At 66.1% G+C, this 14,317-nt stretch carries 14 protein-coding genes; 8 read left to right on the forward strand and 6 right to left on the reverse strand.

Translation table 11 applies throughout. The features are described 5' to 3' along the window. Both PVW49_RS07475 and PVW49_RS07480 read left to right on the forward strand, forming a co-directional pair. Window positions 1–3,174, forward strand: a complete 3,174-nt coding sequence (locus PVW49_RS07475; RefSeq protein WP_274590245.1) for a DNA translocase FtsK — start codon at window positions 1–3, stop codon at window positions 3,172–3,174. Between the two features lie 158 nt (window positions 3,175–3,332). Next, window positions 3,333–3,932 (forward strand): LolA family protein, encoded by a 600-nt coding sequence (locus PVW49_RS07480; protein ID WP_274590246.1) that lies wholly within the window; start codon window positions 3,333–3,335, stop codon window positions 3,930–3,932. A gap of 76 nt (window positions 3,933–4,008) precedes the next feature. Here the strand turns inward: PVW49_RS07480 and PVW49_RS07485 are convergent, their stop codons facing one another. Then, a complete protein-coding gene (locus PVW49_RS07485) occupies window positions 4,009–4,749 on the reverse strand; it encodes an N-formylglutamate amidohydrolase (RefSeq protein WP_048529432.1) in 741 nt (246 codons plus the stop codon). Between the two features lie 154 nt (window positions 4,750–4,903). Here PVW49_RS07485 and pyk point away from each other — a divergent pair, with 154 nt between their 5' ends. The 5 genes from pyk (at window position 4,904) to pheS (ending at window position 8,685) form a co-directional block, all read left to right on the forward strand. Continuing rightward, the gene (gene pyk, locus PVW49_RS07490; protein ID WP_048529434.1) at window positions 4,904–6,349 is read left to right on the forward strand and encodes a pyruvate kinase; all 1,446 of its coding nucleotides are present in this window, start codon (window positions 4,904–4,906) and stop codon (window positions 6,347–6,349) included. 30 nt (window positions 6,350–6,379) lie between these two features. Beyond that, window positions 6,380–6,601, forward strand: a complete 222-nt coding sequence (locus PVW49_RS07495) for a hypothetical protein (RefSeq protein ID WP_274590247.1) — start codon at window positions 6,380–6,382, stop codon at window positions 6,599–6,601. Between the two features lie 128 nt (window positions 6,602–6,729). Further along, window positions 6,730–6,930: a 50S ribosomal protein L35 gene (rpmI, locus tag PVW49_RS07500; protein ID WP_048529438.1), complete on the forward strand. Its 201-nt coding sequence runs from the start codon at window positions 6,730–6,732 to the stop codon at window positions 6,928–6,930. A 13-nt stretch (window positions 6,931–6,943) separates the two neighbouring features. Continuing rightward, window positions 6,944–7,309, forward strand: a complete 366-nt coding sequence (rplT, locus tag PVW49_RS07505) for a 50S ribosomal protein L20 (RefSeq protein ID WP_048529439.1) — start codon at window positions 6,944–6,946, stop codon at window positions 7,307–7,309. A 302-nt stretch (window positions 7,310–7,611) separates the two neighbouring features. Then, window positions 7,612–8,685: a phenylalanine--tRNA ligase subunit alpha gene (gene pheS / locus PVW49_RS07510; protein ID WP_048529440.1), complete on the forward strand. Its 1,074-nt coding sequence runs from the start codon at window positions 7,612–7,614 to the stop codon at window positions 8,683–8,685. A gap of 53 nt (window positions 8,686–8,738) precedes the next feature. Here the strand turns inward: pheS and PVW49_RS07515 are convergent, their stop codons facing one another. The 4 genes from PVW49_RS07515 to mbfA all read right to left on the reverse strand — a co-directional run bounded on the left by PVW49_RS07515 (window position 8,739) and on the right by mbfA (window position 12,154). Then, entirely contained in the window at window positions 8,739–9,188 is a 450-nt protein-coding gene (locus PVW49_RS07515; protein WP_274565826.1) for a YaiI/YqxD family protein, read from the reverse strand. A gap of 3 nt (window positions 9,189–9,191) precedes the next feature. Next, a complete protein-coding gene (fghA, locus tag PVW49_RS07520) occupies window positions 9,192–10,019 on the reverse strand; it encodes an S-formylglutathione hydrolase (protein WP_274590248.1) in 828 nt (275 codons plus the stop codon). 73 nt (window positions 10,020–10,092) lie between these two features. Next, the gene (locus tag PVW49_RS07525) at window positions 10,093–11,022 is read right to left on the reverse strand and encodes an AEC family transporter (RefSeq protein WP_274590249.1); all 930 of its coding nucleotides are present in this window, start codon (window positions 11,020–11,022) and stop codon (window positions 10,093–10,095) included. A 157-nt stretch (window positions 11,023–11,179) separates the two neighbouring features. After that, on the reverse strand, window positions 11,180–12,154 hold the full coding sequence (mbfA, locus tag PVW49_RS07530) for an iron exporter MbfA (RefSeq protein WP_048529448.1): 975 nt from the start codon (window positions 12,152–12,154) through the stop codon (window positions 11,180–11,182). A 153-nt stretch (window positions 12,155–12,307) separates the two neighbouring features. On the opposite strand from mbfA, the gene PVW49_RS07535 reads away from it, so the two are divergent. Further along, window positions 12,308–12,952: a TetR/AcrR family transcriptional regulator gene (locus PVW49_RS07535; RefSeq protein ID WP_048529450.1), complete on the forward strand. Its 645-nt coding sequence runs from the start codon at window positions 12,308–12,310 to the stop codon at window positions 12,950–12,952. Window positions 12,953–13,031: 79 nt separating this feature from the next. Here the strand turns inward: PVW49_RS07535 and PVW49_RS07540 are convergent, their stop codons facing one another. Next, window positions 13,032–14,294: a glycosyltransferase gene (locus PVW49_RS07540; RefSeq protein ID WP_274590250.1), complete on the reverse strand. Its 1,263-nt coding sequence runs from the start codon at window positions 14,292–14,294 to the stop codon at window positions 13,032–13,034. Window positions 14,295–14,317 lie beyond the last annotated feature (23 nt).

The raw sequence follows: 14,317 nt of genomic DNA on the forward strand, positions 1-14,317 counted from the left end.
ATGGCTTTTCAGGCACGGGGACGCGATCCGCTACTCGACAGCAACACGCAAGCCGCGGTTGAAAAACGTGGCAAGGAGCTTTTCGGCATCGCGCTGATTCTTGTGGGTCTGGCGGCGGCCGCGATGATCTATTCCTACACCCCCGAAGACCCGTCCTGGATGTCGGCCACCGATGCGCCGGTGCAGAACTGGATGGGCCGCGCCGGGGCCTCGATTGCCGCGCCGCTGTTCATGATCGTCGGCTGGGGCAGCTGGGGGGTCGCGGTGGCCTTCCTCGCCTGGGGTGTGCGCTTTGCCCTGCACCTGGGTTCCGACCGGGCGACCGGCCGCGCCGTCTTTGTGCCGATCGCCATCGCGCTGGCGGCGGTCTATGCCGCGACGTTGGTGCCGGGGCCGGACTGGACCCATGCCTTCGGCCTTGGCGGGCTGTTCGGCGATACCGTTCTGGGCTCGGTGCTGACGGCGATGCCGGTGGGCTCGTCGCTGGTGGTCAAGCTGGCCTCGCTGATCATGGGGGTCGCGATCCTTGCCGTCGGCGCCTTTGTGCTGGGCTTTACCGTGCCGGAACTCAAGAGCATCGGCCGGTTCCTTCTGGTCGGCATGATCATGGTCTATGTCACGGTGCTCAAACTTCTGGGCCGGGGCGCCCATGGCGCGGTGAGTGCGGCCCAGACGCTTCAGGCCCGTCAGGCCGAGCGCCGCGCGCAACGCGCCGAAGAGCGGCGCGAGGCCGAGGAATGGGCCGCGCAACAGGCCGCCGCGGCCGAGGCCGTGCAGAGCTATGTGCCGCCGGTGCCCGAGGAAGTGCCCGCACAGAGCCCGCCGGAAAAGCCCGGCCTGCTGGCGCGCATGCCCTCGCTGATCCGCCGGACCGAGAGTGCGCCCGAAGAGATGCCTTCGCCGGAGCTGATCGAGAACGATGGTCCGCTGATCGAGCCCGACATGCCCGGCGAAGACCGGATCAAGGCCAAGATCACCTCGGTCATCAAGGACCGGGTGCGGCGCAACCCGGCGATCCAGGTCGAGGCGGTCGCGCCGCTGACCAAGGGCCGCGGCCGGGGTCCCGATCCGCTGATCTTCCGCAATGCGCCGCCGACGGGCGCCGAAAAGACCGAGCCGCCGCTGACCGCGCCCGCCGCCGCGATGCCGGCCGAACCGCCGCTGACGGCCGCTGCCGCGCCGGCCGCCGCAAGGCCCGCCGAACCGCCATTAACCGCACCGGCTGCACCGCGGGCGGCGCCCTCCGATCCGGCGCGCCCGGCGCAGGCGCAGCCCGTACAGACCCAGCCCGCGCAGCCACAACCTGCCCAGGCCACCCAGACCCAGACAGCCCAGACTCAGACGGCCCCGACACGCCCCCCGCAGGCACAGGCCTCCCCCTCCCCTGCCGTGCTCAGGGGCGGCATGGGCGCGCCCGAAGACTTCCCGGAGGATGAAGAACCGCGCAATATCTTCGTCGAGGACAGCTCCGGCTTTGTCACCCCGGACGAGGACGAATGGGCCGTCACCGCACCCACTCCGACGCAGGCGCCGGCCCGCGTCACCCCGGCCGAGCCCAAGAAGGTGGTGCAGCAATCAATGCGCAAGCCGACGCCGATGTCGCGCCGGGCGAGAGCCGAGGCGCAGCCCGAACTGGGCTTTGACCCGGCGGATGCGGAATACGAACTGCCGCCGCTGGCGCTTCTGGGCGATCCGGCGCTGATCGAACGGCACGTGCTCTCCGACGAGGCGCTCGAGGAAAATGCGCGGATGCTGGAATCGGTGCTCGACGACTATGGCGTCAAGGGCGAGATCGTCTCGGTCCGCCCCGGCCCGGTGGTCACCATGTACGAGCTCGAGCCGGCGCCGGGCCTCAAGGCCAGCCGGGTGATCGGCCTGGCCGACGATATCGCGCGCTCGATGTCGGCGCTTTCGGCGCGGGTCTCGACCGTGCCGGGCCGCTCGGTGATCGGCATCGAACTTCCCAACGAAAAGCGCGAGATGGTGTCGTTCCGCGAGATCCTCTCGGGCCGCGACTATGGCGACGGCAACCGCACCCTGCCGCTGGCGCTGGGCAAGGATATCGGCGGCGATCCGATTGTCGCCAACCTCGCCAAGATGCCGCACCTGCTGATCGCGGGTACGACGGGTTCGGGCAAATCGGTGGCGATCAACACGATGATCCTGTCGCTGCTCTACAAGCTGACGCCGGATGACCTTCGGCTGGTGATGATCGATCCCAAGATGCTGGAGCTTTCCGTCTATGACGGCATTCCGCACCTGCTGTCGCCGGTGGTGACCGATCCCAAGAAGGCCGTGGTGGCGCTGAAATGGGTCGTGGGCGAGATGGAAGAGCGCTATCGCAAGATGTCCAAGATGGGCGTGCGCAATATCGACGGCTACAATTCCCGGGTTTCCGATGCGCTGAACAAGGGCGAGATGTTCTCGCGCACGGTGCAGACCGGCTTTGATGACGAGACCGGCGAACCGGTGTTCGAGACCGAGGAATTCGCCCCCGAAAAGATGCCCTTCATCGTCGTCATCGTCGACGAGATGGCCGACCTGATGATGGTGGCAGGCAAGGAGATCGAGGCCTGCATCCAGCGGCTGGCGCAGATGGCACGGGCGAGCGGCATTCACCTGATCATGGCCACCCAGCGGCCTTCGGTCGATGTCATCACCGGCACCATCAAGGCCAACTTCCCGACGCGGATTTCCTTCCAGGTGACCTCCAAGATCGACAGCCGCACGATCCTGGGCGAGCAGGGCGCCGAGCAGCTTCTGGGGATGGGCGACATGCTCTACATGGCCGGCGGCGCCAAGATCACCCGCTGTCACGGGCCGTTCTGTTCCGATGAAGAGGTCGAGGAGATCGTCAATCACCTCAAGGCATTCGGTCCGCCGGCCTATGTCTCGGGGGTGGTCCAGGGGCCGGACGACGACAAGGCCGACAATATCGACGCGGTTCTGGGCCTCAACACCGGCGGCAACACCAATGGCGAGGATGCGCTCTATGATCAGGCGGTGGCGATCGTGATCAAGGACCGCAAATGCTCGACCTCCTACATCCAGCGAAAACTTGCCATCGGCTACAACAAGGCGGCCCGGCTGGTGGAACAGATGGAGGACGAGGGGGTTGTCTCTGCGGCCAATCACGTGGGCAAGCGCGAGATCCTGGTGCCGGAGCAGGCCTGATCCCGGCCGCTGTCTCACGGCATGGTGAGCGTTGATCCGTCCGTCGCGTCTGGCGCGCGCCGGGCGGGGGCTTACATGAGAGGTCAGGGGGCGTGATATCGCATATCATCGCGGTTTCGCCCATTGTGACGGCAGAAAAACCAGTGAGACCTATCCACATGCATGCACTCAAGACCCTCTTTCTCGCCCTCGGCGTGACCATGGCCGCCCTGCCGGCCGCCGCCGAGAAACTGTCGCTGGGGCAGATCTCGGCCTATCTCAACGAGTTGCAGCAGGCCAAGGGCGACTTCACCCAGATCAATGATGACGGCTCGATCTCGACCGGCACGATCTCGCTGCGGCGACCGGGCATGGCGCGGTTCGACTACAACCCGCCGGCCAAGGCGCTGGTGCTGGCCTCCGGCGGCGAGGTGGCGATCTTCGACAAGAAGGTCGGCAGCGCGCCCGAGCGCTATCCGCTGGGCGACACGCCGCTGAGCATCATTCTCGCCAAATCCGTCGATCTGTCGCGGTCGGGCATGGTGACCTCGCATACCTATGACGGCACTTCGACGGAGGTGCGCGCGCGCGACCCCAAGCGCCCCGAGATCGGCACCATCGATCTGGTGTTCACCGGCAATCCGGTCGAGCTGCGGCAATGGGTGATCCGCGATGACAGCGGCGGCGAAACCACGGTCATCTTGGGCGAACTGGACAAGAACGCCCGGCTGCCGCACACGGATTTTTCGATCATCCGGGCGATCGAAAGCCTGAACTGAGGCACCGGGCAGGGGCGGGGCAGCCTGTGGCTGCCCCTTTGGTGTCCGGGTTCCGGCGGCCGCCTGTGCGGCGTCCTTACAATCCCGTCTTGCGCAGAACCTCCGACAGGATCGGTGCGAGGCGTTCCGCCCAGGCGCGCTGCGTGGCCGCTTCGGCGATCAGGTCGTTGCGGATCTCGATCAGCACGTTGGGCAGCCCCATGGCGAGCGCATGCCGCTCGATGCTGTCGCCCGGCAGATGGCCGGAATAGGGCACGTTGCCCTCGACGCAGAGGTCGGGTTCCTGTTGCAACCGTGCGATCAGCGGCTGCGCCAGCCGGGTGTCATGGGCATGCAGGATGCCGAGATGCCAGGGCCGCGGCGCGCGGGCCTGGAGCTGCGGCGTGAAACTGTGCACGGCACAGATCGCAGTGTCGGGCCGGCGCGAGGCGAGACGGTAGTATTCGGCGTGATAAGGCCGGTGATAGGCGTCGAGGCGGCGTTCACATTCGGCGGCATCGGCATGGCGGTTGGCGGGAATGATCGTGCCGTCATACAGCTTCATCAGCAGCGTCGGATCGTCCTCGCCACGATTCGGATCGATCACCAGCCGCGAGAAATTGGCAAAAAGCGCCGGGGAATCGAGCAGTTCGCCGAGATGCCGGCTGACCCCGAGCGCGCCCGGATCAAAAGCGATGTGGCGGCGCATGTCTTCGCGCGCCAGACCCAGATCACCGCCGTTCACGGCCTCCGGCACGGTATTTGTCGCGTGATCGCAGGTAATCAGCCAGCGGCCCGGCCGATCTGCGCCTTCTGTCCAATAGGGGTGGAAGCTCATGTCATCCCTTCGTAATGTGGCCGGGGGAATATGTACCGCGCCTGTCGCTTGCCTGCGAGGCCGAAGTGGTGCATAGAGCGGGTGAAGAGCGTTAGCGATAACATCGCCAGACTTGCGCGGTGTGTCCGACAAATACGAAAGGGCCTGATGCGCCATGAAACGCGACCGCAAAGTTAAGATCGTTGCCACACTTGGACCCGCGTCCAACGATTACGACATGATCCGCAAACTGCACGAGGCCGGCGCGGATGTGTTCCGGCTCAACATGAGCCACGGATCGCACGAAGAGATTGCCGAGCGGCACAAGATCATCCGCCAGGTGGAAAAGGACCTCGACAGCCCGATTGCCATCCTGGCCGACCTTCAGGGTCCGAAGCTGCGCGTCGGCACTTTTGGCGACGGTCCGCAGGATCTTCAGGAAGGTGCGAGCTTCCGGCTCGACCTCGACAAGACGCCGGGCGACATCAACCGTGTCTGCCTGCCGCACAAGGAAATCTTTGCCGCCCTCGAGCCGGGCGCGCATCTGCTTGTCAATGACGGCAAGATCCGCCTCAAGGTGGACAACTGCGGCGCCGATTTCGCCAATTGCACCGTGATCACCGGCGGCGTGATCTCGGACCGCAAGGGCGTGAACGTGCCCGACGTGGTGCTGCCGCTGGCGGCGCTGTCGGAAAAGGACCGCAAGGACCTCGAATTCGTGGCCGAATTGGGCGTGGACTGGATGGCGCTGAGTTTCGTGCAGCGCCCCAAGGACGTCTGGGAGGCACGCGAGCTGATCAACGGCCGCGCCGCGGTGCTGTCGAAGATCGAAAAACCCGCCGCCGTCACCAACTTCGACGAAATTCTCGACGCCTCTGACGGTATCATGGTCGCCCGTGGCGACCTTGGCGTCGAACTGCCCGTCCAGAATGTGCCGCCGATCCAGAAACGCCTGGTGCGCAAATGCCGCGCCGCCGCCAAACCGGTGATCGTCGCGACCCAGATGCTGGAAAGCATGATCGAGAGCCCGATGCCGACCCGCGCCGAGGTGTCCGACGTGTCGAATGCGATCTACGAGGGCGCCGACGCGGTGATGCTGAGCGCCGAGAGCGCCGCTGGTGACTATCCGGTCGAGGCGGTCACCACGATGGACAATGTCGCCATCGAGGTCGAGAACGATCCGAACTACACCGACATCATCGAGGCCAGCCGCAGGGCCGAGCGTCATTCCGTGGCCGACGGCATCGTCGCCGCCGCACGCGAGATTGCTGAGACCACCGAGATCAAGGCGATCTGCTGCTTCACCTCCTCGGGTACCACCGCCTCGCTGGTGGCACGCGAACGGCCCCGGGTGCCGATCATCGCGATGACCAACCGGCGCAGCACCGCCCGCGTCATGGCGCTGACCTGGGGCTGCTACTGCGTGGTGACCGGCGATCTCGAACGCTTCAAGCAGGCGGTGGTCAATGCCGCCCGCGCGGCCCGCGCCAGCGGCATCGCCAGCGAAGGCGACCAGATCGTGGTGACCGCCGGCGTGCCCTTCAACGTGCCGGGAACCACCAACATCCTGCGTGTCGCGCCCTGCGATGAACGTTTGATTTACAGCACTGACCCGGAGTAACCTTTCCCGGGTTCAATCGGGAAACGTTTGATGGATTCAGACCTGGCTCTGGTCACCGGGATCGTGGTGACCGTTCTGGCGCTGCCCGCGATCATTTCAGCTGTCAGCGATGGCCGCGCCCCCCGGGCCGCGGCCATTGCCGTTCTGGTGGGCGGCGGGCTCATTGTCTTTGCGGTCACCAGCCATCCCGGCGGCTACCGGATGGACGATCTGCCCGAGGTCTTCTACCGCGTGGTCGGCCGTTTCGTCTGATCCCGTCCCCTCGGCGCATTTGCTCTTGGCATTTCGGGCAAGCCGCTCTATACGGCGCTTTCCATCGCGCGGCCGGCCTGAGTGGCATGCCGAGTCGCGCGCATAGTTCCGACTTAGAGGAGACCGAAATGCCCAAGATGAAGACAAAATCGAGCTGCAAGAAGCGGTTCAAGGTGACGGCGAAAGGCAAGATCAAAGCCGGCCAGGCGGGCAAGCGCCACGGCATGATCAAGCGCAGCACCAAATTCATCCGCGATGCCCGTGGCACGCAGGTTCTGTCGAAGGCTGATGAGCAGATCATCAAGCCGATGATGCCCTATTCGCGCTAAGGAGACCTGACACATGGCACGCGTTAAAGGTGGGACCGTTACCCACGCCCGTCACAAGAAAGTCACCAAGGCGGCGAAAGGCTATTACGGCCGTCGCAAGAACACCTTCAAGGTGGCCCGCCAGGCCGTCGACAAGGCCAACCAATACGCCACGCGCGACCGCAAGGCGCGCAAGCGCTCGTTCCGCGCGCTGTGGATTCAGCGGATCAACGCCGCCGTCCGCGCGCATGACGAGAGCCTGACCTATTCGCGCTTCATCAACGGCCTGACGCTGGCCGGGATCGAAGTGGACCGCAAGGTTCTGGCCGATCTGGCGGTGCACGAGCCCGAGGCGTTCAACGCCATCGTCGACCAGGCGAAAGGCGCCCTGCCGGCCTGAGGCCCGCAGCAGCCGTGAATTCGAAAGGCCGCTCCTCGGGGGGCGGCCTTTTGCGTTCGGCGCCGGTTTTCGCCACGCCTGCGCGTGTCGACGGTGGCGGGCTTCGCCCGCAGTTTTTTAAGAGGGGGCTTTGCCCGCAGTTTGTCAGGAGGGGGGGCTTTGCCCCCCGGGCTTCCAGCCCTCCCCCCAGGAATATTTGTGGCCAGAAGAAGGACTGGCGGCGCGCCGGCGCTGACGGCTTGCGCAGGCCCGCGGGGGCGGGTAGGTGAGGCGCAACGCCGAACTGAACCGAGGGCCCTGCGATGGATGACCTGCGCGACAAGTATATTCAGCTGATTGCCGATGCCGGCGAGGAAGCCGCGCTCGAGGCGCTGCGGGTGCAGGCCGTGGGCAAGAAGGGCGAGATCAGCCTGAAGATGCGCGAGCTGGGCAAGATGACGCCGGAAGAGCGGCAGGTCATGGGGCCGAAGCTCAATGCGCTGAAGGACGAGATCAATTCGGCGCTCTCGGCGCGCAAGGCCTCGCTGGCCGATGCGGCGCTGGAAGCGCGGCTGCGTGGCGAATGGCTCGACGTGACATTGCCGGCCAACGGCCGCCGTCAGGGCAGCATCCACCCGATCAGCCAGGTGCGTGAAGAGGTGACGGCGATCTTTGGCGAGATGGGCTTTTCGGTCGCCGAGGGGCCGCAGATCGACAGTGACTGGTACAATTTTGATGCGTTGAACATCCCCTCGCATCACCCGGCGCGGGCCGAGATGGACACCTTCTACATGCATCGCGCCGAGGGCGACGCGCGTCCGCCGCATGTGCTGCGCACCCATACCTCGCCGGTGCAGATCCGCTCGATGGAGAAACAGGGCGCGCCGATCCGCATCATCGCGCCGGGCCGGGTGTACCGCGCCGATTACGACCAGACCCATACGCCGATGTTCCACCAGGTCGAGGGCCTGGCGATCGACCGCGAGATCTCGATGGCGCAGCTGAAATGGACGCTGGAGGAATTCCTGCGGGCGTTCTTCGAGGTCGAGGGGGTGGAGTTGCGCTTCCGCGCCTCGCATTTCCCCTTCACCGAACCTTCGGCCGAGGTCGATATCCGCTGCTCCTGGGAGGGCGGTCAGCTCAAGGTGGGCGAGGGTGACGACTGGCTCGAGATCCTCGGCTCGGGCATGGTGCATCCCAAGGTGCTTGCGGCGGGGGGCATCGATCCGGACGCCTGGCAGGGCTTTGCCTTCGGCATCGGCATCGACCGGATCGCCATGCTGAAATACGGCATCCCCGATCTGCGCGCCTTCTTTGACAGCGATCTGCGCTGGCTGCGGCATTACGGGTTCGGCGCCTTGCAACAGCCGAACCTGCATGGCGGGTTGAGCGGCTAAGCGGGCATTCTCTCCGCGCCCCGGGCTTGATCCGGGGCGTGTCGTGCCCGCAATCAGCGCCGCGTGGCGGCCCGGACGGCACGCTCCAAAGCATCGAGAAACCGCGAGCGGTCGGATTTGGAGAACGCCTTGCCGCCGCCCTGGCGGAACGGGTCTGCGGCGCGCAGATCGGTCATCAGGTCGCGCATCGCCAGTTGCTGGCCGATATTGGCCGGGGTGAAGGCCTCGCCATTGTGGCGCAGCACCTGGGCCCCGGCCGCGACACATTTGGCCGCCAGGGGAATGTCGCCGGTGATCACCACATCACCGGGGCCGGCGCGCTCGGCGATCCACATGTCGGCCACATCCGGCCCGTCGGGCACGATCACCATCTCGACCAGCGGGTTCTGCGACAGCCGCAGCCCGCCGTTGGACACCAGATACATCTGCATCCGGTGCCGCGTGGCGACCTTTTCGGCCTCGGGTTTGACCGGGCAGGCATCGGCGTCGACGTAGATCGCCACGGTTCAGGCCCAGAGCGCGTCGGCGTGAAAGGCGATATGTTCTTCGATGAAGCTCGCAACGAAGAAATAGCTGTGGTCATAGCCCTTCTGCATGCGCAGGCTGTGCGCCACGCGTTTCTCGGCCATGGCCTGGGCCAGGGCTTCGGTCCGGAGCAGGTCGCCGAACTGGTCGTCGGTGCCGGTGTCGATCAGCACCGGGATGTCGATCCCGTCCTGGCGCATAAGCCGGGCGGCGTCGTGGGCCTCCCAATCCGCATCCGCGCCGAGATAGGCGGTGAACTGCTTGCGGCCCCAGTCGCTGTCGGAGGGGTTGCAGATCGGTGAAAAGGCCGAGACGCTGGAAAAGCGGCCGGGGGTCTTCATCGCCAGGGTCAGCGCGCCATGGCCGCCCATGGAATGGCCCATGATCGACTGCCGCGCCGCGTCCAGCGGGAAATTGGCAGAGAGCAGGCCGGGCAGCTCGTCCGCGATATAGCTTTGCATGCGGAAATGCGGGGCCCAGGGGGCTTCGGTGGCATCGATGTAGAAGCCGGCGCCCTGGCCCAGATCATAGGCCGCGTCATCGGCCACCGCCGTGCTGCGCGGCGAGGTGTCGGGAAAGACAATGGCGAGACCGTGTTCGGCGCACCAGGCTTGGGCGCCGGCCTTGGTCATGGCGTTTTCATGGGTGCAGGTCAGGCCCGAAAGATACCAGATCAGCGGCACCGGCCCGTCCTGCGCCTGCGGCGGCAGGTAGAGGCCGAAGGTCATGTCGCATTGGCAGGCCTCGGAGGCATGGGTGGCAACGATCTGGCGACCGTCGAAGGCGCGGTTTTCTGCGGTGATGTCCATGGGATCCCTTTGATGTGAGTGCGATGGGAGATGTGCCTGTCGGGCCGGAGAAGACGCGCTGCACGGCGCGAGGTCAAGCGCCCGAGATCCAGGCGATGACATAGGGCAGCGTCAGGATCGAGGCGGCGGTGGAAAACAGGATCGCCGCCGAGACGCGGTGCGGCGCCACACGGTAATGCTGGGCGAGGATGTAGACATTGCCGGCCACCGGTAAGGCTGCTGCCGCAACCACCACCGTGGCGATGAAGGGATCGAGCGGGAACAGGAGCAGCACCGCCAGCGCAACCGCCGCCGGATGCAGCACCAACTTGCAGAAGCTCAGGTAGCCCGCGATGGTGACCCGCTCGGCCGATTTCGAGGCCAGCGAGGCGCCGATGGCAAACAGCGCGCCGGGTGTGGCGGCGCCGCCGAGGATGACGACAAATTCGTTGACCGGGGTGGGCAGAGGGGTGCCCAGCGCCGCCCAGCTCAGCCCCAGCACCATCGAGACGATCATCGGATTCTTGAGCAGACCCATCCCGACGGTGCCGAGCACGCCCAGCGACATGCGGCCGTCGCGCGCGCCGGTGATCAGGATCACGATCAGCGAGGAGAACACGATCAGGTCGACCGCCAGCACCAGCATCACCGGGCCGATGACCTGTTCGCCGAAGAGCACCACGAACATCGGCACCCCGAGAAAGCCGGTGTTGCCGATCACCGCGCATTGCGCCTCGATCGCGGTCTGTTCGATGCCGATGCCGCGCGCCAGCCCGATGGCGGTGGCCAGCAGATAGACCGCCAGGCTGCCGACCAGATAGCCCAGCACCAGCTGGCTGTCCCAGATTTCGGCCAACGACAGGTTGGCGGAGAAGCGGAAGATCATCGCCGACAGGGCGAAGTAGAAGATGAACTTGGTGAGATAGGCGGCCGCTTCCTCGGTAAAGAACCGGGTCCGCCCGGCGCCGTAGCCCAGCGCGATGATCGCAAAAAACGGCAGGGTCTTGAGGAAGATGGCCAGCATGGGCCAAGGGGTATCATCTCGGGCGGCGGGGTCAATTTGAAAGGCGGGCCTGCCGCGTTTCGGCAGGCCCGTCAGAGCAAGGCTCGGCGTTGGTGGGGCGCGTTGCTGGTGGGGGGCGGGGCCCCGGATCGGGGTCCGGGGCGGGGTGGTGACGTGGCTAGCCCGAGCCGATGAGCACGCCGGCGGCAAAGACCAGCGCGCCGCCCAGCACCACCTGAAAGGCGGCGCGCAGCATCGGGGTTTCCATGAAACGATTCTGAATCCAGGCGATGGCCCAGAGCTCGACAAAGACCACCAGGATGGCAACCGTGGTCGCGGTCCAGAAATCCGGGATCAGGTAGGGCAGGGCATGGCCCAGCCCGCCCAGGGTGGTCATCACGCCCGAGGCGATGCCGCGTTTGACCGGCGAGCCGCGACCCGAAAGCTGGCCGTCGTCCGAGGCGGCCTCGGTGAACCCCATGGAAATGCCCGCCCCGACCGAAGCGGCGAGGCCGACGAGGAAGGTGGTCCAGGTGTCCTGGGTGGCAAAGGCGGTGGCAAAGATCGGTGCCAGCGTCGAGACCGAGCCATCCATCAGCCCGGCCAACCCGGGCTGCACCCAGGTCAGCAGAAAACGCCGCTTGGCGGTGGTGGTCTCGCCGGCCGCGCTGGCGCTGTCGAGGTGGCGTTCGCTGAGCTGTTCGGCGCTGAGCTGGTGGTCCGCCTCGGCCGCCGCCAGATCGCCCAGCAGCTTGCGGGTGGCTGCGTCGCCGGTGCGCTTGGCGGCGGCGAGGTAGAAGCGCTCGGCCTCCTGTTCCATCGCCGCGGCCTCTTCGCGGATGCGCTCCAGCCCGAGGTTCTCGACCAGCCAGACCGGGCGGCGGGCGTGATAGCCGGCCACATGCTCGCGCCGGATCAGCGGGATGACCTCGCCGAACCGGGCGCGATGCGCCGCGATCAGTTGCTGGCGGTGGGTGTCCTCTTCGGCCGCCATGCCGTCGAACACCCGGGCGGTGTCCGGGTAATCTTGGCGCAGCCGTTCGGCATACATCCGGTAGATCCGCGCATCGTCTTCCTCTGACGAGATCGCCAGCGCGAGGATGTCCTGCTCGGACAGGTCGGAGAAACGGCGTCTTTGGGTGATGAATCGCATCGGCTTGTCCAGTTTAGAATAATTCTAAACATAGGGAGCCTGCCCGGCTTGGCAAGCCCTTGCCGGGGCGGGCAGCTCTGGGTCGGCGCGGCCCGCCCGTGCTTGAAACTGAACTGTCTGGTCTATAGCTATGAGGAAACGGGGAGAGGCGAGATGAGCTCAGATGCCAGGCTGGTGGACGGCGCAGAGATGCCGCAGGTGCGCCGGGGCCGTAAATTCGATCAGGTGCTGGCCGGGGCCCGCGACGTCTTTCTCGCGCATGGGTTCGAAGGCGCCTCGGTGGACGATATCGCCCGGGCGGCCGGGGTGTCGAAGGCCACGCTCTACAGCTATTTTCCCGACAAGCGGCTGCTGTTTTCCGAGGTTGCATCCTGCGAATGCTGCCGTCAGGCCGATCACGCGCTGACGGTGATCGATGCCGAGGCACCGCCGCGCGAGGTGCTGGAGAAATGCGGCCGGCAGTTCCTCGGTTTCATCCTGTCCGAGTTCGGCCAGTCGATCTTTCGCATCTGCGTGGCCGAGGCCGACCGGTTCCCCGATCTGGGCCGGCAGTTTTACAACTCCGGCCCCGCCGTGATGCATTGCGCGGTGCGGGATTACTTGCAGGCGGCGGCGGCGCGCGGCGATCTGCGGATCGAGGATTTCGACCTGGCGGCCGATCAGTTTGCCGAATTGTGCAAGGCCGATCTCTGGACGCGGATGATCTTCAACGTCGCCACGCGGTTCGAACCGGAAGAGATCGACCGGGTGATCCGGGGGGCGGTCGATACCTTCATGGCACGTTACGGCGTGGTTTGACCCCGTCATGCGGCCGCCGTGCCCCGGCCTCGGGTGTTGCGGTCTCGCCGGAGAGCGGGCTGGCGCCCGGCGCGCCCGCTCAGACCAGCGGCGGGCGCGGATCGAGCTGCGTTAGCCCGTCGACCCAGGCCAGTTGCCGCGGCAGGCAGGTGGATTTCAGGTCGTACTCCGCCACCACCTTGGCCCGCGCTGCGGCCCGCAGATGTGCCCGCAGCGCGGGATCGTCGAGCAGGGTGCACACCTGATCGACCAGCGCCTCGCGGTCGAAGAAATCCACCAGAAGCCCGGTTTCGCCGTTGCTCAGCACCTCGCGCACCGGTTCGGTGTCGCTGGCCACGATCGGCGCGCCGGCGCTCATCGCCTCGAGCAGGGACCAGCTCAGCACGAAGGGGTAGGTCAGGTAGACATGCGCCCGGCTGACCCGCATGAACGACAGGAACGTGTCGTAAGGCACCCGGCCGAGGAAATGCACCCGCGCCCAATCGGCATCGGGGATCTGGCCGCGCACCTCGTCGATGAACACCTGTTTCCAGGTCTGGCCATCGGGCGCCTTGGCGCCATAACTCACCTGGTCGCCGCCGATCAGCACCACCTGCGCCCGCGGCCGCCGCCGCAAGAGCTCGGGCAGGGCGCGCATGAAGACGTGATAGCCGCGGTAGGGCTCGAGATTGCGGTTGATGAAGGTGATGACCTCATCCTCCGGCGTCACCTCGCTGCCGTCCGGCAGGGCCAGGCGCGCGGTGTCGTCGGCGGTGACCTGGGCGGTGTCGATGCCATCGTGCACCACGGTGATCCGCTGGCGCATCTCGGGCGGGAAAGTGTCGGCCTGAAAGGCGGTCGGGCTGATTCCGGCATCGCCGATTTCGAAATGCAGCCGGTTGTTGAGGTTCTTCATGCGCAGACGCAGCGCGTCGGCCTCCGGCGCGCTGCCGGTAAACTCCGGGTCGAAGCCGACAAAGGGGTAATCGGCGGTGTGGTAGAGCTCGCAATAGAGGCCAAGCCGGGCCTCGGGCCAGACATCCTTGAGAAACAGGCTCTCGCCCCAGCCGTAATGGGCGAGGATCACATCCGGCGTGAAGCCGCGTTCCCGGAGCGCGCGGGCGGCGCGGTAGCAGGACTGGCCGCGGATGAACTTGGTTTCGAAATCGACCAGCCAAGGATGCAGCCCCCGGGCGGGTTTGCCCTGGTACTTGTAGGGCAGGATGGTGACACCCAGCCACTTGGTCACCTTGTCCACCTTGGGGGTGAGCGCGACCACCTGATCGCCACGCGCCGCCAGCGCCGGAGCGAGATGCTTGTACTGGCCGGGGAAATTCTGGTGAATCAGGAGGTACTTGGTCACTGGGATCACTGCTCTGGATTTTT

The sequence above is a fragment of the Marinovum sp. PR37 genome (assembly GCF_028807375.1).
GTDB classification, from domain to species: Bacteria; Pseudomonadota; Alphaproteobacteria; order Rhodobacterales; family Rhodobacteraceae; genus Marinovum; species Marinovum algicola.

What these genes read in the sequence shown, in the direction of transcription:
- pheS (WP_048529440.1), top strand. Translation starts at nt 7,612, where the DNA reads ATGGATGACCTGCGCGACAAGTATATTCAGCTGATTGCCGATGCCGGC.
- PVW49_RS07480 (WP_274590246.1), top strand. Translation starts at nt 3,333, where the DNA reads ATGCATGCACTCAAGACCCTCTTTCTCGCCCTCGGCGTGACCATGGCC.
- rpmI (WP_048529438.1), top strand. Translation starts at nt 6,730, where the DNA reads ATGCCCAAGATGAAGACAAAATCGAGCTGCAAGAAGCGGTTCAAGGTG.
- mbfA (WP_048529448.1), bottom strand. Translation starts at nt 12,154, where the DNA reads ATGCGATTCATCACCCAAAGACGCCGTTTCTCCGACCTGTCCGAGCAG.
- PVW49_RS07475 (WP_274590245.1), top strand. Translation starts at nt 1, where the DNA reads ATGGCTTTTCAGGCACGGGGACGCGATCCGCTACTCGACAGCAACACG.
- PVW49_RS07535 (WP_048529450.1), top strand. Translation starts at nt 12,308, where the DNA reads ATGAGCTCAGATGCCAGGCTGGTGGACGGCGCAGAGATGCCGCAGGTG.
- fghA (WP_274590248.1), bottom strand. Translation starts at nt 10,019, where the DNA reads ATGGACATCACCGCAGAAAACCGCGCCTTCGACGGTCGCCAGATCGTT.
- PVW49_RS07485 (WP_048529432.1), bottom strand. Translation starts at nt 4,749, where the DNA reads ATGAGCTTCCACCCCTATTGGACAGAAGGCGCAGATCGGCCGGGCCGC.
- pyk (WP_048529434.1), top strand. Translation starts at nt 4,904, where the DNA reads ATGAAACGCGACCGCAAAGTTAAGATCGTTGCCACACTTGGACCCGCG.
- PVW49_RS07495 (WP_274590247.1), top strand. Translation starts at nt 6,380, where the DNA reads ATGGATTCAGACCTGGCTCTGGTCACCGGGATCGTGGTGACCGTTCTG.
- rplT (WP_048529439.1), top strand. Translation starts at nt 6,944, where the DNA reads ATGGCACGCGTTAAAGGTGGGACCGTTACCCACGCCCGTCACAAGAAA.
- PVW49_RS07525 (WP_274590249.1), bottom strand. Translation starts at nt 11,022, where the DNA reads ATGCTGGCCATCTTCCTCAAGACCCTGCCGTTTTTTGCGATCATCGCG.